We start from the raw sequence: 24090 nt of genomic DNA, 5'->3' as shown, positions 1-24090 counted from the left end.
CCCCGGCCAGCCCGCCGATGACGATGTTCTGCGGCGTAGCGCGCTTGAGAAAGCCGGTGTAGAGCACGGCGTAGCCCAGCAGCGAGGCGAGGGTGAGCCAGGCCGCCAGTTCGTTGGTGAAGCGCAGCAGCAGGGCCAGGCCGGCCACCGCCAGCAACAGGGCAAAGGCCAGCGCTGCCAACGGCGAGACGCGGCCACTGACCACCGGGCGCTTGAGGGTGCGCGCCATGATGGCGTCGATGCGCCGGTCCACCACATGGTTCACCGCCGCCGCTGCCCCGGCGCAGAGGGCGATGCCGAGGTTGCCGAACAGCAGGACCTCCCAGGCCACGCCGGCGCGGGTGGCGAGGAACATCCCCACCAGGGAGGTGATGATCATCAGCAGCACGACCTTGGGTTTGGTCAGTTCCAGGTAGTCCCGCCAGGTGGCGTGGGCCCGGGTGTGTCCGTGCTGGAGCAGCGTGGCCATGGCGTCTCTCCTTCTTCTTGTCGTCAGGCGGGCTTGCCGGCAGGCAGGCGCAGGGCGGGGTCGCCCGGTTCGGTTGCCAGGGCTGGTGCGCGCACGCGGTAGTTCACCAGCACCAGGGTCAGCAGCAGCAGAGCGCCGCCGCCGTTGTGGGCCACGGCCACCGGCAGCGGCAGGTGGAAGAGTACGTTGCTGATACCCAGCCCCACCTGCAGCGCCAGCACCGCCAGCAGCAGCCCGGCGAGGCGGCCGAGGCCTTCGCCGCGCAGGCGCCAGGCCAGCGCCAGCAGGGTCAGGGTCACCACCAGGGCGCCGAGGCGGTGGGTCATGTGGATGGCGGTGCGGGCGTCGCTGTCCAGTTGGCCGCCGAGGTAGTTGGGGCCGATGTGCTGGGTGAGGTGGAAGCCGTTGGCGAAGTCCATTGCCGGCCACCACTGGCCGTGGCAGGTAGGCAGGTCGACGCAGGCCACCGCCGCGTAGTTGGAACTGACCCAGCCGCCCAGGGCGATCTGCCCGATCACCAGGGCCAGGGCCGCTGCCGCCAGCCGCCGCAGGCCCGTGGGCAGGCTGAGCGCCGGCAGCGCGCCGGAGAGGCGCAGGCTGAGCAGGAACAGCAGGGCCAGGGTGGTGAAGCCGCCGAGCAGGTGGGCGGTGACCACCTGGGGCCAGAGCTTGAGGGTGACCGTCCACATGCCGAAGGCGGCCTGGGTGATGACCACGCCGAGCAGCACCAGGGGCAGGCGCAGGGGCTGGCCGTCACGCCCGCGCCGAACCAGGGCGTGTACCGCGAGGCCGAGGATGACCAGGCCAAGGACGCCGGCGAAGTAGCGGTGGACCATCTCGTTCCAGCCCTTCTGCGCCTCCACCGGGGTTTCGGGGAAGTGGCGCTCGGCGTGGGCCAACTGGGCGTCGGTCTGCGGCACGCCGATGAAGCCGTAGCAGCCCGGCCAGTCGGGGCAGCCGAGGCCGGCGTGGGTGAGCCGGGTGTAGGCGCCGAGCAGCACCACCACCAGGGCCAGCACCGTGGCCAGGGCGGCGAGGGTGAAACCGGGGCGGAAGGTGCGAGGCATGGCGGTCTCCTTCGGGCCGGGTCAGCCGATGTTGGACAGCTTCAGCAGGTGGCGCAGGTCGTCGAGCACGCGCTTGCCGGGCACCTGGCCGTCGTAGCGCAGTACCAGGTTGCCGTGGGGGTCGACGATCCACAGCTGCGGGGTGCTGCCGCCGCCGGCCTTGGTGTAGGTGGCCGGGTCCAGGCCGTAGCGGGCCAGGCGCGGGTAGTCGCGCTCGAGGGTCTGGCGATAGGCCTCGTCGAGGCTGCCGCCCAGGGCCAGGGCGTGGTCGGCGCGGTTGGCTTCGCGGCCCAGGCCGATGTTGATCTGCCGGGCGAGGTAGACCAGTTGCTGGCAGTCGGCGGGGCAGCCGGCCGGGGCGGTCACCAGCAACTGCCAGCGCTCGGGGGCGGCGGCGCCCTGCACGCCGAGGTCTTCGCGCTGCTGGCCGTTGCCGATCAGCGTGCCGTGGTAGCTGCGCCCGTCGGGCACCCAGAAACGCAGGTGGTACATGGCCGAGGCCAGCACCATGGGGCCGATCACCACGGCGAGGATCAACAGCAGTTGCAGGCGCCCACGGGCGCGGTGCGGGCGTTCAGGCAGAGCGAGGGCTGGGTTCATCAGGAAGCTCCCGTGCTAGGCGGATGCCGAGGTAGAGGTACAGGGCACAGAGGGCGACGGCCAGGGCGAACCATTGCACGGCGTAGCCCAGGTGGCGTTCGGGGCCCATGGCCACCACCGGCCAGTCGGTGTCGTAGGCCGCGCTGCCGGGCTCCAGGCGCAGTTCCAGGGGCAGGCCGCCACGGCCGAGGCGCTGCCAGAGCGCGGCGGCGTCCACCTGGTTGATCAGTTGTGGCCAGTCGCGGCTGTCCACATGGCGCAGTTCGAGGCTGGTGCCGGGCGGGACGTAGGCCCAGGCATCGAGCACCTGGGCGGCGGCAGGGGTGTCGAAGGTCGGCGGGGTGCGGCGGTCGGGCCAGGGCAGCCAGCCCCGGTTGACCAGCACCCAGAGCCCGCTGGCCGGGTCGTAGAAGGGTTGCAGCAGTTCGACGCCGGGGCGGCCGTTGCGGGTGCGATTGTCCAGCAGGAGGCTGTGCTGGGCGTCGAAGCGGCCCTGCAGACGCACCCGCATGAAGGCGGGGTCGGGCTGGCGTTCCAGGTCCAGCACGCTCACCGGGTCGGCCTGTCGGCGGGCTTCGTAGCCGGCCAGCAACTGGCGCTTCTCCTCAGCGCGGCCGAGCTGCCAGAGGCCCAGGCCGACCAGCAGCGGCAGCAGCAGGAGCACCGCCAGGGTGGGCCCCCAGCCGGGTCGGAAGCGCCGGGCCCGGGGTCGCCGGGTGCCCGGGTAGGGCTGGCTATACTGCACGACGTCCCCCTTCTGTCGACGGAGTCGCCCCATGCTCAAGGCGCTCATCCTGGTGTTGCTGCTGGCCATGGTGGTCAGCCTGTTCAGCGGCCTGTTCTTCCTGGTCAAGGACGCCGGCAAGGGCCACCGCCTGGTGAACGCCCTGACCCTGCGGGTGGTACTGGCCGCGTCGATCCTGGCGCTGGTGGCCTGGGGTTTCTACAGCGGCCAGTTGGTGTCCCACGTCACCTGGTAGGGCGGTTCAGAGCACGTAGACGAAGATGAACAGCCCGACCCAGACCACGTCCACGAAGTGCCAGTACCAACTGGCGGCCTCGAAGCCGAAGTGGTGCTCGGCGTCGAAGTGGCCGCGCAGGATGCGCACCAGCATCACGATGAGAATCAGGGTGCCCATGGTCACGTGGGCGCCGTGGAAGCCGGTGAGCATGAAGAAGGTGGCGCCGTAGATGCCCGAGCCAAGGGTCAGGCCCAGTTCGGTGTAGGCGTGCACGTATTCCTCGACCTGCAGGGCGAGGAAGGCGGCGCCGAGCAGGATGGTCAGGGCCAGCCAGATCTTCAGCAGCTTGCGGTTGTCTTTCTTCAGCGCGTGGTGGGCGAAGGTGACGGTGAAGCTGGAGGACACCAGCAGGAGGGTGTTGATCAGCGGCAGGTGCCACGGGTCGATCACTTCCTTCGGTCCGGGGAACAGCTTGGGATCGGGGGTGTTGAGCAGCGGCCAGGTGTATTCGAAATTGGGCCAGAGCATGTTGGCCACGCCCTTGTCCCCCTCACCGCCGAGCCAGGGGCCGGCCCACATGCGGATGTAGAACAGGGCACCGAAGAAGGCGGCGAAGAACATCACCTCGGAGAAGATGAACCAGCTCATGCCCCAGCGGAACGAGCGGTCCATCTGCGGGCTGTAGAGCCCGCCCCGGCTCTCGCGGATCACCGCGCCGAACCAGCCGAACAGCATGTAGGCCAGGCACAGGCTGCCGATGAAGAAGATCAGCGGGCCGTTGGACTCGGGCCGCGCGGCCTTGAGGTCGTTGAACCAGGTGCCCAGTCCGTAGACGGTCACGAGCATGCCGATGGTGGCGATGATCGGCCATTTGCTCTGGGCGGGGACGTAGTACTGCTCGTGGCTAGCCATCGTGTCGTTCTCCTTGCGCGCCTCAGTTGCTGGCGACTGGCGGCTTGCGGGCGGTGATGTCGAACAGCGTGTAGGCGAGGGTCAGGTGGTGCACGTCCGCCGGCAGGTCGCGGTCGACGATGAAACGCACCGGCATCTCGATGCGTTCACCCGGCTGCAGCACCTGCTGGGTGAAGCAGAAGCACTCGGTCTTGTGGAAATAGGCGGCGGCCTTGGAGGGCGAGATGCTGGGGATCGCCTGGGCGCTCATCGGCTTGTCGGTGGTGTTGTGGGCGATGAACAGCATTTCGTTGCTGGCCCCCGGGTGCACCACCAGGTCGTCCGCCTTGGAGCGGAACTCCCAGGTCATGTCCGCCGCGTTGGTGGCGAGGAACTGCACGCGCACCTGGCGCTTGTCGTCCTGCACCTGGCTGCCTTCGTAGGCGCTGGCGTTGGTCTTGCCGTTGATGCCGAAGGCGACGCACATGACGTCGTAGATCGGCACAAGGGCGAAACCGAAGCCGAACATCGCCACCACCAGCACCAGCAGGCGCTGGATCAGACGGCGGGTTCCCAGCTCGCCGTCCATGTCACTTCACCTCGGGCGGGGTGCTGAAGGTGTGGTACGGCGCCGGCGAGGGCACGCTCCATTCCAGCCCCTCGGCACCGTCCCAGGGCTTGGCCGGGGCGGGTTTGCCGCCACGGATGCACTTGATGACGATGAACAGGAACAGCAACTGGGTGGCGCCGAAGGTGAAGGCGCCGATGGAGGAGACCATGTTGAAGTCGGCGAACTGCAGGTTGTAGTCGGGGATGCGCCGGGGCATGCCGGCCAGCCCCACGAAGTGCATGGGGAAGAAGGCGAGGTTCATGCCGATGAAGCTCATCCAGAAATGCAGCTTGCCGAGGGTCTCGTCGTACATGTGGCCGGTCCACTTGGGCAGCCAGTAGTAGGCCGAGGCGAAGATGCCGAAGATGGCGCCGGGCACCAGCACGTAGTGGAAGTGCGCCACCACGAAGTAGGTGTCGTGGTACTGGAAGTCCGCCGGGGCGATGGCCAGCATCAGCCCGGAAAAGCCGCCGATGGTGAAGAGGATGACGAAGGCCACGGCGAACAGCATCGGTGTCTCGAAGGTCATCGAGCCCTGCCACATGGTGGTCGCCCAGTTGAACACCTTCACCCCGGTGGGCACGGCGATCAGCATGGTGGCGTACATGAAGAACAGCTCGCCGGTGAGCGGGATGCCCACCACGAACATGTGGTGCGCCCAGACGATGAAGGAAAGGAAGGCGATGGAGGCGGTGGCGTAGACCATCGAGGTGTAGCCGAACAGCGGCTTGCGGGCGAAGGCCGGGATGATCGAGCTGACCGCGCCGAAGGCGGGCAGGATCATGATGTACACCTCGGGGTGGCCGAAGAACCAGAACACGTGCTGGAACAGCACCGGGTCGCCACCCCCCGCCGCGTTGAAGAAGCTGGTGCCGAAGTGGATGTCCATCAGCATCATGGTCACGCAGCCGGCCAGCACCGGCATCACCGCGATCAGCAGGAAGGCGGTGATCAGCCAGGTCCAGACGAACAGCGGCATCTTCATCAGGGTCATGCCCGGGGCGCGCAGGTTGAGGATGGTGGCGATCACGTTGATCGCGCCCATGATCGAGCTGATGCCCATGAGGTGGATGGCGAAGATGAAGAAGGTGACGCTCTCCGGCGCATAGGTGGTGGACAGCGGGGCGTAGAAGGTCCAGCCGAAGTTGGGCCCGCCGCCGGCGCTGAACAGGGTGCTGATGAGCAGGCCGAAGGCCGCCGGCAGCAGCCAGAAGCTGAAGTTGTTCATGCGCGGCAGGGCCATGTCCGGCGCGCCGATCATCAGCGGGATCATCCAGTTGGCCAGGCCGACGAAGGCCGGCATCACCGCGCCGAAGACCATGATCAGGCCGTGCATGGTAGTCATCTGGTTGAAGAACGCCGGTTCGACGATCTGCAGGCCGGGCTGGAACAGCTCGGCGCGGATCACCATGGCCATGGAGCCGCCCAGCAGGAACATGGCAAAGGCGAACCACAGGTACAGGGTGCCGATGTCCTTGTGGTTGGTGGTGAGCACCCAGCGCATCAGGCCCTTGGCCGGGCCGTGGTGGTGATCATGCCCGGCATGATCGTGGCCATCGTGGCCCGGATCGATCACTGCACTCATGTCATTTCTCCTCGGCTTGTTTGAGGGCCAGGACTTCCTTGGGCGTGACCATGTCGCCCGTGTTGTTGCCCCAGGCGTTGCGCTCGTAGGTGATCACGGCGGCGATATCGACTTCCGAAAGCTGTTTGCCGAAGGCGGCCATGGCGGTGCCGGGCTTGCCGTGGAAAACGATGTCGAGGTGGCCTTCCTTGGGCCCGGTGGCGATCTTCGAGCCCTTCAGCGCCGGGAACATGGGCGGCATGCCCTGCCCCTCGCCCTGGTGACAGGCGGCGCAGGCGGTGTGGTAGACCTTGTCGCCGCGGGCCACCAGTTCGTCGAGGGTCCAGTCCTTCTCGGTCAGTTCCTTGACCTTGGCCACCTCGGCCTTGCGCTCGGCGAGCCAGACGGCGAAGTCTTCGCGGGACTTGGCCTCGACCACGATGGGCATGAAGCCGTGGTCCTTGCCGCACAGCTCGGCGCACTGGCCGCGGTAGAGGCCGGGCTTGTCGATGCGCGTCCAGGCCTCGTTGACGAAGCCGGGGATGGCATCGCGCTTGACCGCCAGCGCCGGCACCCACCAGGAGTGGATGACGTCGGCGGCGGTGATCAGGAAGCGCACCTTGGTGCCCACCGGAATCACCAGCGGCTCATCCACCTCCAAGAGGTAGTGCTCGCCCTTGTCGGCCTTGTTCTGGATCTGTTCGGCGGGCGTGGCCAGGTTGCTGAAGAATTCGACGTCCTGGCCCAGGTACTTGTAGTTCCACTTCCACTGGTAGCCGGTGATCTGGATGTCCAGCTCCGACTCGGAGGTGTCGTAGATCTTGATCAGGGTGCGGGTGGCCGGCACTGCCATCGCCACCAGGATCACGAAGGGCACGACGGTCCAGAGGATCTCCACCGTGGTGCTTTCGTGGAAGTGGGAGGGCTCCTGGCCGGTGGAACGGCGGTGGACGAGCATCGACCAGAACATCACGCCGAAGACGATCACGCCGATCACGACGCAGATCCAGAAGATCGTCATGTGCAGGTCGAATACGCTCTGGCTGACCTCCGTAACGCCGGGCGACATGTTGACCGTCCAGGCCGCTTGAACCGGAGTCAACGTCAACCACAGCAGGAATCCCATCCAGGCACGCGGATGTCGCATCATTGCGGGTTCCCCTTATCGTTCTTGTTCTTCCCGCCGGCTGGGCCAGCGGCTGGGGGACGGTCGTCAATACGGCTGACTTTAACGGCCGACCTCTAGCACGTGGTGCACAGTCGGGTGTCATCAGGTAACGCCTTCGGGTCGGAGTATAGACAGGGGGACCGACCTGGCAATCAGCGGGGAAACTTATCCTGTGCGGAACGTTCGCAGCGGCGCAGGCCGCGCCGGGCGTGGCTTCGCTGATAAAGTAAATGGGAGCCGTTATCGCTTGGATGCATAAGCGTTAAGCGATTATGACAATCCGGTCTTAGCCGCCGACCCCGGCAGGCTAAGGTCTGTTCTTCCCATCCCATGTCCTGAATCAGGAGCAGTCATGAACACCCTCGCCCTGCGCGAACTGATCCGCCAGGCCCACGCCCAGGAAGCCGCCCACGGCCATCTGGCGCGCCTGCTCGATGCCCAACTGTCCCGCCTGCACCCGGCCATCCGCCTGCCCGGCAGCGATGCCCACGGGGTGCTCTCGCGCTTCGTCGCGGCCTACATCGACCAGGTGCCGGACGTGCTCGACGCCGCCGCCAGCGTCGCGGCCGAGGCCGGTATCGAGGCGGAGGTGAAGCCGATGCTGAAGGTGGCCGAGCACTTCTTCCTGCAGCCTCCCAGCGTGGTGGAGGGACACGAAGGGCTGGACGGCCTGCTGGACGAAGCCTACCTGGCCCATCGTCTGGTGGAAGAGGTGAACGACCGCTACATCGCCCACCTGGGCGAGCCGCTGATCCCGCTGGACACCACGGTGGCCAACCTGATCGCCCACCAGCTCATCGGCGAGCCCTTCGCCAATCAACTGGACGAGGCCGTCCACCTGGCGGTGGACGGCATGCTGGACCCGGGCGTGTTCCAGCGCGAGTCGGTGCAGCAGTACCGCGCGCGGCTGCACGACCCTAAGGTGGAGGCGGCGTGGAAGCGCTGGCCCTGCCTGTCGCGCCAGCTCGGCGTCGAGCTGCAACTGGACCCGGCACCCTGCGCCATCGCCTGACCCTCAGACCGTCCGCCCCCGCAGGCTCAGCCGTCGCCCCTCCAGGCGCCGGTTGAGCCCGCGCGCTTCGATGCACAGCCCGCCGCCCTGGCGCTCGGCGTTGCGGCCCCAGTCCTGCAGCAGCTCCATGCAGGCGTGGTCGATGTAGCTGAGCCGGTCCAGCGGCACATGCAGCCGCATGCTCGGCGCCACACCCTCCAGGGTCGCCGCCAGTTGCGGCACCCGCAGGAAGGTGGCCGCGCCCATCAGACGCAGTTCTGCCTCGTCCGGACCGATGGGCACCAGGGCGACCTTCAGCCGGGAGGCCTTCCAGGCCAGCTTGGCCAGGGTCAGGCCGAAGCCGATCAGCACCCCGCTGAGCAGGTCGAAGGCGACGATGCCCAGCGCCGTGGCGGCATGGATCGCCAAGGGTGCGCGCCCATAGCGGCCAAGGCCGCGCAGGCTCTTGAGGTCCACCAGCTTGATGCCCGTGTAGACCAGCACACCGGCCAGGCTGGCGATGGGGATCTGCTGCAGCAGGCCCGGCAGCAGCGCCACCAGGGCCAGTAGCCAGGCGCCGTGCAGCACCGCCGAGAGACGGGTCCGCGCGCCGGCCTGGACGTTGGCCGAGCTGCGCACGATCACCCCGGTCATCGGCAGGGCGCCGAGCACCCCGCACAACAGGTTGCCAATGCCCTGGGCCGACAGCTCGCGGTCCAGGTCGGAGCGCGGGCCGCTGTGCATGCGGTCCACCGCTGCTGCGGAGAGCAGCGTCTCGGCACTGGCGACGAAGGCCAGCACCAGCGCCACCAGCAGCAGTTGCGGGTCGGCCAGTCGCAGCAGGTCCGCCGGCTGCAGCCAGTCGATGGCCTCGCCGAGGGTGGCCGGCACCTGCACACGGTTCACCTGCAGGTCGAGGCCGCTGGCCACCAGGGTGGCGAGGCCGACGCCGATCAGCGCACCGGGCAGGAAGCGCAACGCACCTGGCCGCCAGCGCTCCCAGGCCAGCATCACCAGGATGGTACCGAGCCCCAGCAGGGCGGCATCGAGGCCGCCACCCGGGCCGAACAGACGGGCCGCCTCCAGCAGGGTCGCCGGGAAGGCCAGCAGGTTGTCCAGGCCCGAGGCCTGGGGGCTGGCGTCGAACATCACATGGACCTGGGACAGCACGATGAGGATGCCGATGCCGGCCAGCATCCCCTGCACCACCGCCGGTGCGGTGACGCGGAACCAGCAGCCCAGGCGCAGGCGGCCGGCCAGCAGTTGCAGGGCACCGGCCAGCACCAGGACCGGCCCGAGCATGGCCACGCCGTGCTCGCGAACCAGTTCGAAGACCAGCACGGCCAGCCCGGCCGCCGGGCCGCTGACCTGCAGCGGCGAGCCGGCCAGCCAGCCCACCACCAGGCCGCCGATGATGCCGGTGACCAGGCCCTTGGCCGGCGGCATGCCGGAGGCGATGGCGATACCCATGCACAGCGGCAGGGCGACGAGGAAGACCACCACCGAGGCGAGCACCTCCCGTGGCAATGAGTTCTTGAGTTCAGCAAGGCGCATGGCGTGTTCTCCTGAGCGCAGCATGGGGTACGGCGGCCCAGCGGGCGCCGTTGCAAGGGACGGGCGTCAGGGCGTCAGGACGCCAGGTAGCGGGGACGCGGGGTGGCCATGCTCGCGCTGGCCTCCTCCAGCGGGCGGAAGCGACCCGTCTCGGCGTCGTAGGCGCGGATGGCAGCGGTCTCGATGTCGTAGACCCAGCCATGGATGAACAACTGCCCGGCCGCCAGGCGCGCAGCGACGGCAGGGTGGGTGCGCAGGTGGTCCAGTTGGGCCACCACGTTCTCCTCGGTGAGCACGCCAAGGGTGTCGTGCCCGGCGCAGTCGCAGTTGCGCTCCACCAGGCTGCGGGCCACCTCGGCATGGCGCAGCCAGGCACGCACGGTGGGCATGCGGCCAAGGCTCTCGGGGGCCAGCACCGCCTTCATGGCGCCACAGTCCGAATGGCCGCAGACGATGATGTGCTGCACGCCGAGGGCCAGCACGGCGTATTCGATGGCGGTGGAGACGCCGCCATTCATCTGTCCGTAGGCCGGCACCAGGTTGCCGACATTGCGGGTGACGAACAGGTCGCCGGGCGAGCTCTGGGTGATCAACTCCGGGACGATGCGCGAATCGGCGCAGGTGATGAACATGGTGCGTGGAGCCTGGCTGCGTGCCAGACGCTGGAACAGCGCCTGCTGTTCGGGGAACGCCTGCTCCCGAAAGCGTCGGCAGCCGTCCACCAGCGCGGCGAAGGTGGCCTCGGCGGGGGTGTCACCGAGGCCGGCAGACTGCCCGGGTCGAATGCTGAGAATGTCCTGTTTCATGGGTCCTCCTGAAGGTCGGATGGGCGTCATGCCCAGTGCTCCGCCACGGGTTGGCGGATGGCGCTTCAACTAGGCGGTCGGAGCCCCTACAGACCTTAAACACGAGCCTTAACCCAACCTGAATAGGCCGCTCTGGTACGCAACTTACAGACGAGCGGAGGATGGCACGCCGCCAGCCCCGGCCAGGGACGCAGCGTGCCGGGCAGGGCGCGGAACGGAGGGGGCGCAACGAAGAACAGGAGGCGGGAAGGAACAGGCCAGGCCCCGGCCGCAGCCGGGGCGCCAGGGCTTACAGGTAGCGGGCGCGGGGCGTGGCCATTGGCAGCGGGCCATCGCCGATGGTGCGGAAGCGGCCGCTCTCGGCGTCGTAGGCACGGATGGCGGCGGTCTCGATGTCGTAGACCCAGCCGTGGATGAACAACTGGCCGCTGGCCAGGCGTGCGGCCACCGAGGGGTGGGTGCGCAGGTGGTCCAACTGGGCCACCACGTTCTCTTCGGTCAGCACACCGAGGGTCTCGTGGTTGGCGCAGCCACAGTTCTCGGCGACCACGGTACGGGCCACTTCGGCATGGCGCAGCCAGGCCTTGACGGTGGGCATGCGCTTCAGTTGCTCGGGGTTGAGCACCGCCTTCATGGCGCCGCAGTCGGAGTGGCCGCAGATGATGATGTGGTGCACGCCGAGGGCCATGACGGCGAACTCGATGGCGGTGGAAACGCCACCGTTCATCTGCCCATAGGGCGGCACCACGTTGCCGACGTTGCGGGTGACGAACAGGTCGCCGGGGGAGCTCTGGGTGATCAGCTCCGGGACGATGCGCGAGTCGGCGCAGGTGATGAACATGGCGCGGGGTTTCTGCTCATGGGCCAGACGTTTGAACAGCTCTTCCTGCTCCGGATAGACCTGGTCGCGGAAGCGCTGAAAACCTTCGACGATGTTGCGCAGCGCTTCTTCGGCGCTTTCTTGGGGTTGCGGGGTATCGTGCTCGTCGCTCATGCCGACCTCATTCGCCTTAGGACTCTGTAGGGGTAGGTGGGATTACTTTACCGACACGGTAGGATTTATCCGACCCACTACAGGACACCGTTCGGCGCGCTCCGGTCACACCTCGGACGCGGAAAACCCATGCCGCTCATCCCATCACTCAGAGCAGGGCCATCTGCCCACCAGGCGGACAGAAGCGCGAGCAGTCCAGCGCCACATCACTGCGCTTCTCCAGCCCCAGGCGACGCATGGCTACCGCAAAGCGCCGGGCCAGCAGCGCGGCAAAGGCGCCTTCGCCGGTAAAGCGCTTGCCGAAGCGGCTGTCGTACACCTCGCCACCCCGGCACTGACGGATGATGCTCATCACGTGGGCGGCGCGCTGCGGGTAGTGGGCCTGCAGCCATTCCTCGAACAGCGGCGCCACCTCCCGGGGCAGGCGCACCAGCATGTAGGAGGCACTGCGCGCACCGGCATCGCGGGCCGCCTCCAGCAGGCTTTCCAGCTCGCTGTCGTTGATCATCGGGATCATCGGCGAACAGAGCACGCCCACCGGCACGCGGTTTTCACGCAGCACGCGGATCGCCCGCAGCCGTGCGGAGGGCGCCGCGGCGCGGGGTTCGAGCACGCGCTTGAGGTCATCGTCGAGGGTGGTGAGGCTGATCATCACCTTGACCAGGCGCTGCTCGGCCAACTGGGTCAGCAGGTCGAGGTCGCGCAACAGCAGCGAGCCCTTGGTAACGAGGGTCAGCGGGTGGCGGTAACGCAGCAGCACCTCCAGCACCTGGCGGGTGATGCGGTGCTCGCGCTCGATGGGCTGGTAGGGGTCGGTGTTGGCCCCCAGGGCGATGGGCGCGCACTGGTAGCCCGGCTTGCTCAACTGCTGCTCCAGCAAGGCGGCGGCGTTGGTCTTGGCGATCAGCCGGGTCTCGAAATCGATGCCTGGGGACAGGTCCCAATAGGCGTGGCTGGGCCGCGCGTAGCAGTAGATGCAGCCGTGCTCGCAGCCCCGGTAGGGGTTGATGGAGCGGTCGAAGGGCAGGTCCGGCGACTGGTTGCGGGCGATGATGCTCTTGGCTGTCTCGATGCGCACTTCAGTGGCGCGGGTCGGCGGCACCTCCTGGTACCAGCCGTCGTCCTCGGCCACCGAGAGGGTCGGGGCGAAGCGGTTGCAGGGGTTGCTGCCGGTTCCCCGACCACGGGGCGGGAGGGTGACGGTCATGGCGGGGCGCTCCGAAAATACTGTATGCATAAACAGTATATTCGGACAGCGTACTGCGCCAGACGGTTTTCGTCGGAAAGCCCTACTCGTCCTCGCTCGGCGGCGTGAACGGCTCGATCAGGTACTGCCGACCATGGGCCTTGCAGTCGGCCAGCGTGCCTTCGGCGGAGGCGCGCAGTTGCAGGAAGCTGCTGCCGAAGCGCTGCTCGTCGGTATCCACCAGGCCGTTCTTGAGGTCCACCGAATTGGTCATGGCCATGGAGTCGGCGTACTTGAATTCATCGCCCCAGCCGGACTTGCCGCCCCAGAGGACGATGCGCTCGCCCTCCTGCCAGTGCACCGCCGCCTTGCGCGACCCATCCGCCCACTGGTAGCCGACCACGCAGAAGTGGTTGGGCTGGTCGTTGCGCTGGGCCTGCACCAGCAGGTAGCGCATGTCCTGCTCGGGGTTGGCGAAGGCCTTGTCCGCGTTGATGTCGAAGCGGGCCACCTGGTCGGAGAACACCGAGGGGCCGAAGGATTCGGCCGCGCACAGGCCGAGGACCGCGAAGAGCAGGGTGCCGGAGAGCCATCCGGCCAGGCGTGGGCTGTTCATTTCTTCGGTTTACCCGGGTTGTTGGGGTTGTCGATGAAGGCCTGGGTGAGGGTGAAGAACGCCTGACCGCCCACGTCCGCCACCTTGACGAAGTTGCCCCCCGGGCTGCCGGAGTTGCTGGTCCGCCAGGCGAATACCTTGGACGGTGCCGGAGCACCCAGCTTGGCCCCGCTGGCCACGTCCAGGGCGTTCTGCACGTGCTGGCGCATGCGCTCGAAGCGGGTGTCGCTGCCGTCGTTGGCCAGCCGCAGGAACTCGTCGATGTTGGCCTGCTTGGCGCCAATGTTCGGGTAGTTGCCGAAACCTTCGAACTGCAGCGGCTGCTTGGCAGTGATGAAGGCCGTCATGGTCTTGCCGGCAGGTTTGCCGAAGTGCTTGGGGTCGGAGAACGCCATGCGGTTCTCGATCACCTGGCGCATCCACTGCATGGACTTCAGCGCCTCGGCGTTGTCGGTATTGGGCTTGGGCGCAATGGACTCGGCGAGCAGCAGCCGCGCCAGACAGCCTTCGTCAGTGGTGGGATCGGGCAGGCTGAGCTTGCCGGTCACTTCGATCGAGACATGGATACCCGATGGCAGCCCGTCGACCGCCGAGAAGGCCTCGACCCGAACCGCCGGGCAGGCCCGCAGTGCCGTGAGCACCACGGTCTGTTCCGCCTGGCGGTCGTTGGGGTTCTGCTTGACCTCGATGCAGGCGTTGGCGCTCTTGACCACGTAATGCTTCTTGCCCGGGCCAAGGCCGTTCAGCCGCAGCCTGAGGACGTTGCCGACCACCAGTTGGACGGTGCCGACGACCGGCTTGTTGTTTCGGGTGAAGGTGGGCACTGGGGAATCTCCTTGCGCTGTCGCTGCGTCGTGCTGCAGCTCCCTGTGCGCGGCGGCACAGCCGGGGAAACTACTCCCGGCCCCGCCACCGGGCAAGGCGGCCACGCGGCGGAAGTGACGCAGTTCGCCTCACGCCTCGCGGGCGCAGCGCTCCAGGGCATCGAGGTCGGCCGCCATGATCGCCGCCAGGTGCCGGCTGACTTTCTCCACCGGCCAGTCCCACCAGGCAATGGCCAGCAGGCGCTCCACCACCGCGTCGGGGAAGCGCTGCTTCAGCGGCTCGGCCGGGTTGCCGCCGACCACGGTGTAGGGCGGCACGTCGCGGGTCACCACCGAGCGCGAGGAGATGATGGCGCCGTCGCCGATCTTCACCCCGGGCATGATCAGCGCCTCGTAGCCGATCCACACGTCGTTGCCGATCCGGGTGTCGCCCTTGTTGGGGAACTCCGACAGGTCGGGCATGTGGTGTTCCCAGCCACCGCCGAAGATCTGGAAGGGGTAGGTGGAGAAGCCGGAGAGCTTGTGGTTGGCGCCGTTCATGATGAACTTCACCCCACGGGCGATGGCGCAGAAGCGCCCGATCACCAGGCGGTCACCGATGAAGGGGAAGAGGTAGAGCACGTTGCGCTCGAAGTGCTCCGAATCCTCCGGGTCGTCGTAGTAGGTGTATTCGCCGATCTCGATCTGCGGGTTGCTCACCGTGTTGCGGATGAAACAGACCTGGGGGAAGCCCGCCATGGGGTGCGGGTTGCGAGGGTCGGGGCCGTGCATGGCACCTCCTGTGCGCTGCGAAGGGGGAAGGGAGAGCCGCTGGGTCAGCCCGGCAGGCGGCGCACCCGAAGGTTGCCGTAGCCGTTGGCGGCCGGTTCACCAGCGATCTCGACCCGGCCCTGGGCAGCCAGTTCCCGTGCTCGCCAGAAGAGGAAGAAGTCGGTGGCGAAGAAACCGTCGCAGTTGGCCATGACGTCGGCCATCACCCGTGCCAGCGGCTGCCAGTCAGTGCTGCAGCACTGCAGCAGATCGGCGTCGATGAAACTGAAATCCTCGCCATGGAAGACCTCCTGCCGCCAACGGCGGATGCCGGCACCTTCGGCCAGCACGCTGCGCCATTGCGTTGCCAGGTAGTGACGACGCTCGGGCCCCACCTGCCTCGGCAGGTAGCGCTCGGCCAGGTCGGTCGGCGTGTGCATGGCCACTGCGCGGCGGTGGCTGACGCTGCTGTCGCCGCTGCCGCAGGGCACTTCCCAGAACGGCAGGTCGCTGTGCTCCAGTACCGCGGCAACACGGGCCAGCAGCAACTGCTCGGAGGCGCTGTCGCCGTGCCAGACGGTCACCCCATGGTCCTGATCGGCCAACCCGGCGAGCCACTGCGCATCCGCCCCCAGGTCACGCTCGAAGTCCGGCATCGGGTGCACACCCTCCGGCCAGACCGCCCGCCAGAAGGCGGAACGGCGGGTGCAGGGCGGCTGCTCGATGTCCTTGAGCGGGCCGACGGCGAGGTCGTCACGCAGCACCCGCAGCCACTCATGGGCCACGGAATCACCGAGGACGATGCCGACGCCTTCGGCCGCGTTGTCACCACATACCAGGTGCCACATGACGCCCTCCTTGGCCTTGTCGCTACTCGCTGGATTTCTTCAGCTTGGGATTGGGGAAGAACTGCACGCTCTGCACCTTGGGGTCGGCCGGCTTGGGCTTGGCCTGGTTGACCCGGGTGCCGAGCTCCTTGGGCACCGACTGGCCCTGGGCGTTGAGGGTGTCGGCGTAGCCGCAGCCGACGCACTGGCGGTGCGGTACGCCGTCCTCGTCCCACATCTGGATCTTGTCCATCTCGCTGCAGGCGGGGCACACGGCCCCGGCGATGAAGCGCTTCGGCGTGGCACTCATGCCGCGTCCTCCGTGAGGCCGCTGTGGCGCAGCAGGGCGTCGATGGAGGGCTCGCGACCACGGAAGTCGACGAACAGCACCATGGGCGCCTGGGAACCGCCCCGGGCGAGGATGGCGTCGCGGAAGGCACGGCCGGTGGCCGGGTTGAGCACGCCTTCTTCCTCGAACTTGGAGAAGGCGTCGGCAGAGAGCACTTCGGCCCACTTGTAGCTGTAGTAACCGGCGGCGTAACCCCCGGCGAAGATGTGCGCGAAGCTGTTGGCGAAGCGGTTGAACGCCGGTGGGCGCATCACTGCCACTTCGTCACGCACCGCTTCCAGCACGTCGAGCACGCTGCGGCCGTCGCCGTGGGTGGCATGCAGTTCGAAGTCGAACAGGGAGAACTCCAGTTGGCGGACCATCATCAGGCCGGACTGGAAGTTCTTCGCCGCCAGCATCTTGTCCAGCAGGTCCTGAGGCAGGGGTTCGCCGCTCTGGTAGTGGCCGGAGATCAGCGCCAGGCCTTCCGGCTCCCAGCACCAGTTCTCCATGAACTGGCTGGGCAGCTCGACGGCGTCCCAGGCCACGCCGTTGATGCCTGAGGCACCGGCATGCTCGACGCGGGTCAGCAGGTGGTGCAGGCCGTGGCCGAACTCGTGGAACAGGGTGGTGACTTCGTCGTGGGTCAGCAGCGCGGGCTTGTCGCCGACGGCCGGGGTGAAGTTGCACACCAGGTTGGCCACCGGGGCGACCAGTTCGCCACGGGCGTTGCGGCGCTTGTCGCGGGCACCGTCCATCCAGGCGCCGCCGCGCTTGTTGGCGCGGGCGTAGAGGTCGAAGAAGAAGCGGCCGACGTGCTCGCCGTTCTCGCGGATCTCGAACAGGCGCACGTCCGGGTGCCAGGTGTCGAAGCCGCTGAGTTCGCGGATTTCGATGCCGTAGAGCTTCTGCACGATGGCGAACAGGCCAGTGAGCACCTTGTCGATGGGGAAGTAGGCGCGCAGGGTTTCCTGGGAAATGTTGTAGCGCTGCTCGCGCAGCTTCTCGCTGAAGTAGCCGACATCCCAGCTCTTCAGGTCGGCAACGCCACGTTCGGCGGCGAAAGCCTTGAGCTCGTCCAGGTCACGGGCGGCGAAGGGCTTGCTGCGCTGGGCCAGGTCCCGCAGGAAGCCGAGCACCTGGGGGGTGGTCTCGGCCATCTTGGTGGCGAGGGACAGGTCGGAGAAATGGGCGAAGCCCAGCAGGCGGGCCAGTTCCTGGCGCAGGTCGAGGATCTCGGCCATTACCGGGCCGTTGTCGTTCTGGCCGGCGTTGGGGCCCTGGTCGGAGGCACGGGTGGCGTAGGCGGTGTAGACCTCTTCGCGCAGGGCGCGGTCGTCGGCGTAGGTCATCACGGCGTAGTAGCTGGGGAATTCCAGGGTGATCAGCCAGCCGTCCAGGCCCTTGGCCTCGGCGGCCTGCTTCATCTGCGCCTTGGCCGAGTCGGTGAGGCCGGCGAGGGCGGCTTCGTTGGTGACGTGCTTGGTCCAGGCCTGGGTGGCGTCCAGCAACTGGTTGGAGAAGCGGCTGCCCAGCTCGGAGAGCTTCATCTGGATCTCGCCATAGCGCTGCTGCTTGTCGGCAGGCAGGTCGATGCCGGAGAGGCGGAAGTCACGCAGGGCGTGTTCGAGGATGGTCTTCTGCGCCACATCGAAGCCAGCGGCCTCGGGGCTGGCGGCCAGGGCCTCGTAGGCCTGGAACAGGGCGCGGTTCTGGCCCATTTCGGTCCAGTACTCGGACAGCTTGGGCAGGCAGGCCTCGTAGGCGTTGCGCAGTTCGGCGCTATTGCAGACGGCGTTGAGGTGGCTCACCGGGCTCCAGGCACGACCCAGGCGCTCACCCAGTTCGTCCAGCGCCAGCACCAGGCCCTTCCAGCTGGGGGTGCCGTCCTGCCCGGCCAGCAGCGCGGCGAGGGCGGCGCGGTTGTCGGCCAGGATCTGGTCGACGGCGGGCTCGACGTGCTCGGGCTTGATGGTGGAGTAGGGGGGCAGGTCGAAATCTTGCAGGAGGGGATTGCTGGAACTCACGGCATTCACCTGTAGCGTCTTGGAAAAGGGTTCTAGGCTCGGAAAAACAAGAAGGGGGCGCAAGGCCCCCTCAACGAATCACTTTTTCTTGCTGGTCCGCGACATGGACCAGGCGCCGTTCTGTGGTAGACCGCTGACCCCCTTGGCGACCTTCTGGATCTCCCCTCCCTGGCGCAGGAATGCTGCGACCTGATCCTCGAGGGTTGCACGGGTTTCCAGGGCCACTTCGGCTTCAGCCTTACGTGCAGAAGCTCTGATACGCAGGGTGGACATGACACTCTCCTTATCCAAAGGCGGCCAGCCAGTATGCCAGATTCTTGACAGCTTTGCAGAAATAGTGTTCCGACAGCCGGAAACCGACGTGCCAGAGGGTTCTCCGAACCGTGTGGGCCGCATCTTAATTACAATCGTCTTCCACCACAGCCACAGGACTTTCTATGAACCCGATTAGAGCCTACCGCGGCCTGTCGCCCCAGCTGGGCGAGCGGGTCTTCGTCGATCCGACCGCCGTGGTGATCGGCGACGTGCACCTGGGCGAGGACAGTTCGGTGTGGCCGCTGGCGGTCATCCGCGGCGACATGCACCGCATCCGCATCGGCGCCCGCACCAGCGTGCAGGACGGCAGCGTGCTGCACATCACCCACGCTGGCCCGTTCAACCCCGACGGCTTCCCTCTGGAGATCGGCGACGACGTGACCATCGGCCACAAGGCCCTGCTCCATGGGTGCCGGATCGGCAGCCGGGTGCTGATCGGCATGGGCTGCATCGTGATGGACGGCGCGGTGATCGAGGACGGCGTGGTGCTCGGCGCCGGCAGCCTGGTGCCGCCGGGCAAGCGCCTGGTCACCGGCTACCTCTACGTCGGCAGTCCGGTGCGCCAGGCGCGCCCGCTGACCGACAAGGAAAAGGCCTTCTTCACCTACAGCGCCGCCAACTACGTGAAGCTGAAGAACCACCACCTCGCCGAACACCCCGGCGCCTGAGCCGCCCCCTTCCCGACAGCAGGACCGCATGCGCTACCCGAACATCCTCTTCGACCTCGACGGCACCCTCACCGACCCGCGCGAGGGCATCACCCGCTCCGTGCAGTACGCCCTGGCCCAGCTCGACATCCACGAGCCGGACCTGGCGCAACTGGAACACTTCATCGGCCCGCCGCTGCTGCAGTGCTTCATGCAGACCTACGGCCTCAGCGAGGCACGCGCCTGGGACGCGGTGAACCACTACCGCGACCGCTTCAAGGTCACCGGCCTCTACGAGAACCGCGTGTTCGACGGCATCGACGCATTGCTCGCGCGCCTCGCCCAGCAGGGTCGCACCCTGTACATCGCCACCAGCAAGCCCACCGTGTTCGCCCGCGAGATTGCCCGGCACTTCGGCTTCGACCGGCACTTCCGGCACATCTACGGCAGCGAGCTGGACGGCACACGCACCCACAAGGTGGAGCTGATCGCCCACCTGCTGGCGGAAGAGGGGCTGGACCCGGCGGACACGCTGATGATCGGCGACCGCAAGCACGACCTCATCGGCGCCAGCCAGAACGGGCTGCACGCCGCCGGCGTCGGCTATGGCTTCGGCAGCCGCGAGGAACTGATGGCCGAGGCGCCGACCTACTACTTCGCCACCCTCGGCGAGCTGGACCGCGCCTTCGGCTGAGGTCAATTGCCGTTGCGCTGGTAGAGGATCTTGCGGGTGCCGTTCTCGCAGGAGCCGACCACCATGTTGGGGTCCTCCACCTCGCTGGCGGGCACGATCTCCAGGGTGTAGGCCGTCACCCCGGCGGCCTGGATCTTCACCTCGATCTCGGCCTTCAGTTCCTCGCACGGCTTGGGCGCGGCCATCGCCGCGCCCGAGACCAGGCCACACAGCATCACCAGCATCCACCGCTTCATCGTGCGTCTCTCCCTTGTCTCGAATCCGCTGTCATTCGACCGGAGCCGCCGGGGCGGAGTTCGCCGCCTGCAGCTCGGCCAGGCGCGCTTCCCGTGCCGCCACCGGCAGGGCCGCCAGCGTCGCCACCCGGGCGTGGAAATCGCTCCAGCCCTCTGCCTGGCGATACAACGCGGCGAAGGCCGGCACCCAGCGGTCGTAGAGGCCGAAAGGCAACAGCTTGGCGTTGTTCATCGGCCCCGCCATCCAGCCGTCATAGCGCCCCACGCCGCCCCAGGGGCCATCGCGCAGGGCACGGTAGTCGCGCCGCAAGCGCTCGAACTCGGCGGCCTTGGCCTCGCGCAGCTCGACGTCCGGGCGACCACTGGCATAGAGCGCCTGGAGCCGCTCGCGGCTGGCCAGCACCAGCCCGGTGAACTGCTCGCGCTGGCGCAGGGACGGGTCCTCCCGGCTCACCAGCCCCCGCGCAGCGCGCCATTGGCGCAGCCCCTCGCGCTCCACGAAGCTGGCGTAGGACTCGTTGAAGGCGCTGTCGTCGGTCACGTACAGCCGCTGGTGGGCCAGCTCATGGAAGATCACCGCCACCAGCCGATCCTCGCCCCAACCGAGCATGCTGCTGAGGATCGGGTCATCGAACCAGCCGAGGGTGGAATAGGCCTCCACGCCGCCGACCCAGGTGTCGAAGCCGTCCTCGCGCATCAGCGCTGCCGCGCCCCGGGCCCGGCCCTGCTGGTAGTAGCCGCGGTAGGCCACGCACCCGGCGATGGGAAAGCAGTGGGTGACCGGCGCCAGGGAGAACTCCGGCGTGGCGAACACATTCCACACCACGAAGGGCCTGTGGATATCCGCATAGACCCGGTAGCTGCCGTTGTCCGGCAGGGCCAGTTGCTGGCTGGCGTAGTCCCGCGCCTCCTGCGCCAGGGCCAGGCGCTGGCGCAACGCCGGGTCACGGGCCGGGTCGGCGACGATGCGCGCCACCGGTTCGCGGGCACGCAGCAACTGCCACTGCCCGGCGGCCAGTTGCCCGTAGTAGTCCAGCGTCGAGCAACCGCCCAGCACCAGGGCAAGCAGGCCGGGAACCGCGAGGGTGCGGCAGCGGTCGAGAAAGGCGAGAAAAGAGGAGGGCGGCATGCGCCGAAGCTAACGCAACGCCCCCGACCACGCCAGAAGGAGTTGCCCATGCGTCGCCTGCTCGTCCTTGCCCTGCCCCTGAAACTGGCCTGCTGCGGCCTGATCATGCCCAGCCCCGACCCGGACCAGGCCTGGATCGCCTTCGCCCCGCAGCAGCGGGGCGCACTGGAGGCCGCGCGGGTGGACGAACGCCCTCTGGAGGACGACCGCTACTTCCAGGTCCAGCCTGGGCGCCACGCCCTGGAGGTGCGCTACCGCTTCGAGGTGGACGGCAGCGCCATCGGCACCGCCCAGCCGAGCCTTGCCCGCACCTGCCTGCTGACCCTGGACTACGCCGACTTCGCCGCCGGCCAGCGCTATGAATTGCGCGCGGGGGAGATCGGTTTCCGCCCCTGGGTGCGGCTCTACGACGAGCGCCAGCGGGAAGTGGCCCGCGCCCGTGAAGGCCGCTGCGGTGATGTCTGAACGGGGCTGCCGTCGCGCCCCGGCGGGTTTATCCTGAGCGCCCGCCCCACGAGGTGATCGCCATGCACAAGCCCGCCCTGCTGCTCCTGCTCGCCAGCCTCGGCGCCTGCGCCAGCCCGTTGCCGACGCCCGACCCGAACCAGGCCTGGGTGGAGCTGCGCAGCGATCCGGGCACCACGCTGATGGCCAACCGGCAGGATGGCGAGCGAACCCGGGACGGGCGCTTCTACCAGCTCAGCCCCGGCGCCCATGAACTGGAAACCCGCTTCCAGTTCGACATCCCCGGCGGGGGCGGCTTCAACACCAGCAGCGGCCCGACCCAGCTCACCTGCCACATCCGCTTCCGCTACGACGGCTTTGCCGCCGGCCAGCGCTATCGCCTGGAAGCCCGACCGGTGGTGATGAGCGCCCAGGCGCTGCTGCGCGACGCCCAGGGCCAGGTGGTGGCGCGGGGCGACGTACTCGGCTGCGGCCCGCTCTGAGGCTCAGCCGCGCAGCCCGGCGAGGATGTCGAAGGCCCGCAGGCGGTGCTCGTGCTGGTAGACATCGCAGGTGAAGATCAGCTCGTCCGCCCCGGTCTGCTCCAGCAGCACCTCCAGCTTGCTGCGGATCTTCTCCGGCCCGCCGACCATCGCCAGGCCCAGGAAACTGCCCACCGCCTCCTTCTCGTGAGGCAGCCAGCGCCCGGCCATGCTTTCCACCGGCGGGCGCAGCACCAGGCTCTCGCCGCGCATCAGCGCCAGCACCCGCTGGTAGACGGTGGTGGCGAGGAACTCCGCCTCCTCGTCGGTGGGCGCCGCCACCAGCGGCACGCCGAGCATCACGTAGGGCGCATCGAGCACCTCGGACGGGCGGAAATGGTTGCGGTACACGCGGATCGCCTCGTGCAGGTAGCGCGGGGCGAAGTGCGAGGCGAAGGCGTAGGGCAGGCCCTTCATGCCTGCCAACTGAGCGCTGAACAGGCTTGAGCCGAGCAGCCAGATCGGCACGCGGGTGTCCATGCCGGGCATGGCGATCACCTTCTGGCCCTCCTGGCGCGGGCCCAGCAGCCGTTCCAGCTCCTCGACGTCACGCGGGAAGTCATCGGCGCCGCCCAGGCGGTCGCGCCGCAGCGCCTGGGCGGTGAAGTGGTCCGCCCCTGGCGCGCGCCCCAGGCCCAGCTCGATGCGGCCCGGGTAGAGGGTGGCCAGGGTGCCGAACTGCTCGGCCACCACCAGCGGCGCATGATTGGGCAGCATCACCCCGCCGGAGCCAAGGCGCAGGGTCGAGGTGTTGGCGGCGAGGTAGCCCAGCAGCACGGCGGTCGCCGAGCTGGCGATGCCGTCCATGTTGTGGTGCTCGGCCACCCAGAAGCGCGAGAAGCCCAGCCGCTCGACGTGCTGCGCCAGGGCCAGGGCGTTGTGCAGGGCCTGAGCGGGGCCGCCGTGGTCGCGGATCGGCGCCAGGTCGAGGACGGAAAGGGGAAGCGAGGACAGCGCAGTCATGGTGATCGGGCCTTGCGAGGGGAAGGCGGCAGGCCTTCCGTAGGACAGGATGCGCCTACTCTAAGTTGCCCCTTTCGATCGGGCCAGAAGGCACTTTTCCGTGCCTCAGGCACCTTCGGGTAAGCCCCTCACCGCTGCGGACGGGCCATTCCGGTAGAGAAAGACGCCCCGGAACGGAAAGACAACGGCAAAAAGAAGCCGGCATCACGCCGGCTTCTTCCCCGATACGGTGAATCAGTTGCGCTGGTAGACGATTTCCTTGGTGCCCGCCTCGCAGCTGCCTACCACCTTCTTGTCGGTGACGCTGCCCTTGTCGACGATCTCCAGGGTGTAGGAGGTCGCACCCTTGGCCTGGATCTTCGCGTCGATCTCGGACTTCAGCTCTTCACAGGGCTTGCCAGCGGCCATGGCCGAACCGGCAAGCACGAACACACCAGCAGCCAACAGCAGTTTTTTCATCGGTAACGCTCCCTGGTTGCAGAAAAGAAACGGCTCATGCGAGCCCTGGAGACGACCCGTCTCCAGAGTCGGCCGGGCCACCCGGGCCCGGCCGAACGCGAACAGCCTAGCCCAAGGTGCCAGGGATCTCTGTCGGACAGTCAGCTATCGCTGAGTCGGAAGCCTACTTTCAGCGTCACCTGGTAATGGCCCACCTTGCCGTTCTCGATGTGGCCGCGGGTTTCCACCACCTCGAACCACTCCAGCAGCTTGATGGTCTTGGCCGCCTGTTCCAGTGCATTGCCGATGGCGTCTTCAATGCTGGTGCGGGACGAGCCCACGATCTCGATCTTCTTGTAGGTGTGGTGATCCGACATAGCCGTTCTCCTTGCCGTAACGATGATTCGCCTGACAGTTCTGGCACGTACCTCGGGCGACACGTTCAGAT

At 67.7% G+C, this 24090-nt stretch carries 30 protein-coding genes; 6 read left to right on the top strand and 24 right to left on the bottom strand.

The window, feature by feature from the left end; genetic code table 11:
• The 4 genes from A9G05_RS15875 to A9G05_RS15860 all read right to left on the bottom strand — a co-directional run.
• A partial coding sequence (locus A9G05_RS15875; protein ID WP_170832313.1) for a UbiA family prenyltransferase occupies positions 1–469 on the bottom strand: 469 nt, incomplete at its 3' end.
• Between the two features lie 23 nt (positions 470–492).
• Positions 493–1536 carry a heme A synthase gene (locus tag A9G05_RS15870; RefSeq protein ID WP_069561886.1) on the bottom strand — a complete coding sequence of 348 codons (1044 nt, stop codon included), beginning with the start codon at positions 1534–1536 and terminating at the stop codon, positions 493–495.
• A 21-nt stretch (positions 1537–1557) separates the two neighbouring features.
• On the bottom strand, positions 1558–2136 hold the full coding sequence (locus A9G05_RS15865; RefSeq protein ID WP_069561885.1) for a hypothetical protein: 579 nt from the start codon (positions 2134–2136) through the stop codon (positions 1558–1560).
• The gene (locus A9G05_RS15860) at positions 2111–2881 is read right to left on the bottom strand and encodes an SURF1 family protein (protein WP_069561884.1); all 771 of its coding nucleotides are present in this window, start codon (positions 2879–2881) and stop codon (positions 2111–2113) included. Before A9G05_RS15860 ends, A9G05_RS15865 begins: the two co-directional genes overlap by 26 nt.
• 31 nt (positions 2882–2912) lie before the next feature.
• On the opposite strand from A9G05_RS15860, the gene A9G05_RS15855 reads away from it, so the two are divergent.
• Entirely contained in the window at positions 2913–3116 is a 204-nt protein-coding gene (locus A9G05_RS15855; RefSeq protein ID WP_069561883.1) for a twin transmembrane helix small protein, read from the top strand.
• A 6-nt stretch (positions 3117–3122) separates the two neighbouring features.
• Here A9G05_RS15855 and A9G05_RS15850 read toward each other — a convergent pair whose 3' ends face one another.
• The 4 genes from A9G05_RS15850 to coxB are packed head-to-tail and all read right to left on the bottom strand — an operon-like array spanning position 3123 to position 7313.
• Positions 3123–4010: a cytochrome c oxidase subunit 3 gene (locus A9G05_RS15850; RefSeq protein ID WP_069561882.1), complete on the bottom strand. Its 888-nt coding sequence runs from the start codon at positions 4008–4010 to the stop codon at positions 3123–3125.
• A gap of 22 nt (positions 4011–4032) precedes the next feature.
• The gene (locus A9G05_RS15845) at positions 4033–4578 is read right to left on the bottom strand and encodes a cytochrome c oxidase assembly protein (protein ID WP_069561881.1); all 546 of its coding nucleotides are present in this window, start codon (positions 4576–4578) and stop codon (positions 4033–4035) included.
• A 1-nt stretch (position 4579) separates the two neighbouring features.
• Positions 4580–6184, bottom strand: coding sequence for a cytochrome c oxidase subunit I (gene ctaD / locus A9G05_RS15840; protein WP_069561880.1), 1605 nt, complete (start codon positions 6182–6184; stop codon positions 4580–4582).
• Between the two features lies 1 nt (position 6185).
• A complete protein-coding gene (gene coxB / locus A9G05_RS15835; protein ID WP_083265718.1) occupies positions 6186–7313 on the bottom strand; it encodes a cytochrome c oxidase subunit II in 1128 nt (375 codons plus the stop codon).
• Positions 7314–7683: 370 nt separating this feature from the next.
• Between coxB and A9G05_RS15830 the strand changes: the two genes are divergently transcribed.
• Positions 7684–8343 (top strand): hypothetical protein, encoded by a 660-nt coding sequence (locus A9G05_RS15830; RefSeq protein ID WP_069561879.1) that lies wholly within the window; start codon positions 7684–7686, stop codon positions 8341–8343.
• A 3-nt stretch (positions 8344–8346) separates the two neighbouring features.
• On the opposite strand, the gene A9G05_RS15825 is transcribed toward A9G05_RS15830, so the two are convergent.
• From A9G05_RS15825 to A9G05_RS15775, 11 genes are all read right to left on the bottom strand, one after another.
• Positions 8347–9876, bottom strand: a complete 1530-nt coding sequence (locus A9G05_RS15825; RefSeq protein WP_069561878.1) for a SulP family inorganic anion transporter — start codon at positions 9874–9876, stop codon at positions 8347–8349.
• Between the two features lie 74 nt (positions 9877–9950).
• A complete protein-coding gene (locus A9G05_RS15820; RefSeq protein WP_083265717.1) occupies positions 9951–10682 on the bottom strand; it encodes a carbonic anhydrase in 732 nt (243 codons plus the stop codon).
• A gap of 289 nt (positions 10683–10971) precedes the next feature.
• Positions 10972–11676, bottom strand: coding sequence for a carbonic anhydrase (locus A9G05_RS15815; RefSeq protein ID WP_069561877.1), 705 nt, complete (start codon positions 11674–11676; stop codon positions 10972–10974).
• A gap of 148 nt (positions 11677–11824) precedes the next feature.
• Entirely contained in the window at positions 11825–12883 is a 1059-nt protein-coding gene (locus A9G05_RS15810; RefSeq protein WP_069561876.1) for a PA0069 family radical SAM protein, read from the bottom strand.
• 82 nt (positions 12884–12965) lie between these two features.
• Positions 12966–13478 (bottom strand): hypothetical protein, encoded by a 513-nt coding sequence (locus tag A9G05_RS15805; protein ID WP_069561875.1) that lies wholly within the window; start codon positions 13476–13478, stop codon positions 12966–12968.
• The gene (locus A9G05_RS15800) at positions 13475–14302 is read right to left on the bottom strand and encodes a hypothetical protein (RefSeq protein ID WP_069561874.1); all 828 of its coding nucleotides are present in this window, start codon (positions 14300–14302) and stop codon (positions 13475–13477) included. The genes A9G05_RS15805 and A9G05_RS15800 overlap by 4 nt, the downstream gene beginning before the upstream one ends.
• Positions 14303–14431: 129 nt before the next feature.
• Positions 14432–15073: a Vat family streptogramin A O-acetyltransferase gene (locus tag A9G05_RS15795; protein ID WP_083265716.1), complete on the bottom strand. Its 642-nt coding sequence runs from the start codon at positions 15071–15073 to the stop codon at positions 14432–14434.
• Between the two features lie 44 nt (positions 15074–15117).
• Positions 15118–15900: a DUF1835 domain-containing protein gene (locus tag A9G05_RS15790; protein ID WP_069561873.1), complete on the bottom strand. Its 783-nt coding sequence runs from the start codon at positions 15898–15900 to the stop codon at positions 15118–15120.
• Between the two features lie 22 nt (positions 15901–15922).
• Positions 15923–16189, bottom strand: coding sequence for a YheV family putative zinc ribbon protein (locus A9G05_RS15785; protein WP_069561872.1), 267 nt, complete (start codon positions 16187–16189; stop codon positions 15923–15925).
• Positions 16186–18234 carry an oligopeptidase A gene (gene prlC / locus A9G05_RS15780; RefSeq protein ID WP_069561890.1) on the bottom strand — a complete coding sequence of 683 codons (2049 nt, stop codon included), beginning with the start codon at positions 18232–18234 and terminating at the stop codon, positions 16186–16188. Before prlC ends, A9G05_RS15785 begins: the two co-directional genes overlap by 4 nt.
• Before the next feature lie 78 nt (positions 18235–18312).
• Positions 18313–18507, bottom strand: coding sequence for a hypothetical protein (locus tag A9G05_RS15775; protein WP_069561871.1), 195 nt, complete (start codon positions 18505–18507; stop codon positions 18313–18315).
• Between the two features lie 164 nt (positions 18508–18671).
• On the opposite strand from A9G05_RS15775, the gene A9G05_RS15770 reads away from it, so the two are divergent.
• Entirely contained in the window at positions 18672–19217 is a 546-nt protein-coding gene (locus A9G05_RS15770; protein WP_069561870.1) for a gamma carbonic anhydrase family protein, read from the top strand.
• 28 nt (positions 19218–19245) lie between these two features.
• The gene (locus tag A9G05_RS15765; RefSeq protein WP_069561869.1) at positions 19246–19890 is read left to right on the top strand and encodes an HAD family hydrolase; all 645 of its coding nucleotides are present in this window, start codon (positions 19246–19248) and stop codon (positions 19888–19890) included.
• Between the two features lie 2 nt (positions 19891–19892).
• Here the strand turns inward: A9G05_RS15765 and A9G05_RS15760 are convergent, their stop codons facing one another.
• Both A9G05_RS15760 and A9G05_RS15755 read right to left on the bottom strand, forming a co-directional pair.
• Positions 19893–20126, bottom strand: a complete 234-nt coding sequence (locus A9G05_RS15760) for a DUF1161 domain-containing protein (RefSeq protein ID WP_069561868.1) — start codon at positions 20124–20126, stop codon at positions 19893–19895.
• A 31-nt stretch (positions 20127–20157) separates the two neighbouring features.
• Complete coding sequence (locus A9G05_RS15755; protein ID WP_069561867.1) at positions 20158–21255, bottom strand: aminopeptidase; 1098 nt, start codon at positions 21253–21255, stop codon at positions 20158–20160.
• Between the two features lie 48 nt (positions 21256–21303).
• Between A9G05_RS15755 and A9G05_RS15750 the strand changes: the two genes are divergently transcribed.
• Both A9G05_RS15750 and A9G05_RS15745 read left to right on the top strand, forming a co-directional pair.
• On the top strand, positions 21304–21720 hold the full coding sequence (locus A9G05_RS15750; RefSeq protein WP_069561866.1) for a hypothetical protein: 417 nt from the start codon (positions 21304–21306) through the stop codon (positions 21718–21720).
• 62 nt (positions 21721–21782) lie between these two features.
• On the top strand, positions 21783–22202 hold the full coding sequence (locus A9G05_RS15745; RefSeq protein WP_044410169.1) for a hypothetical protein: 420 nt from the start codon (positions 21783–21785) through the stop codon (positions 22200–22202).
• 3 nt (positions 22203–22205) lie between these two features.
• Here the strand turns inward: A9G05_RS15745 and A9G05_RS15740 are convergent, their stop codons facing one another.
• The 3 genes from A9G05_RS15740 to A9G05_RS15730 form a co-directional block, all read right to left on the bottom strand.
• Entirely contained in the window at positions 22206–23204 is a 999-nt protein-coding gene (locus A9G05_RS15740; protein ID WP_069561865.1) for an LLM class flavin-dependent oxidoreductase, read from the bottom strand.
• A 234-nt stretch (positions 23205–23438) separates the two neighbouring features.
• Positions 23439–23663 (bottom strand): DUF1161 domain-containing protein, encoded by a 225-nt coding sequence (locus tag A9G05_RS15735; RefSeq protein WP_069561864.1) that lies wholly within the window; start codon positions 23661–23663, stop codon positions 23439–23441.
• Positions 23664–23803: 140 nt separating this feature from the next.
• Positions 23804–24019 (bottom strand): dodecin, encoded by a 216-nt coding sequence (locus A9G05_RS15730; RefSeq protein ID WP_044410160.1) that lies wholly within the window; start codon positions 24017–24019, stop codon positions 23804–23806.
• Positions 24020–24090: the final 71 nt, after the last annotated feature.

This window comes from Pseudomonas sp. ENNP23 (genome assembly GCF_001728945.1).
GTDB classification, from domain to species: Bacteria; Pseudomonadota; Gammaproteobacteria; order Pseudomonadales; family Pseudomonadaceae; genus Metapseudomonas; species Metapseudomonas otitidis.
Note: the sequence above shows the minus strand (reverse complement) of the source record. Positions and strands in the feature narration are given on the sequence as shown.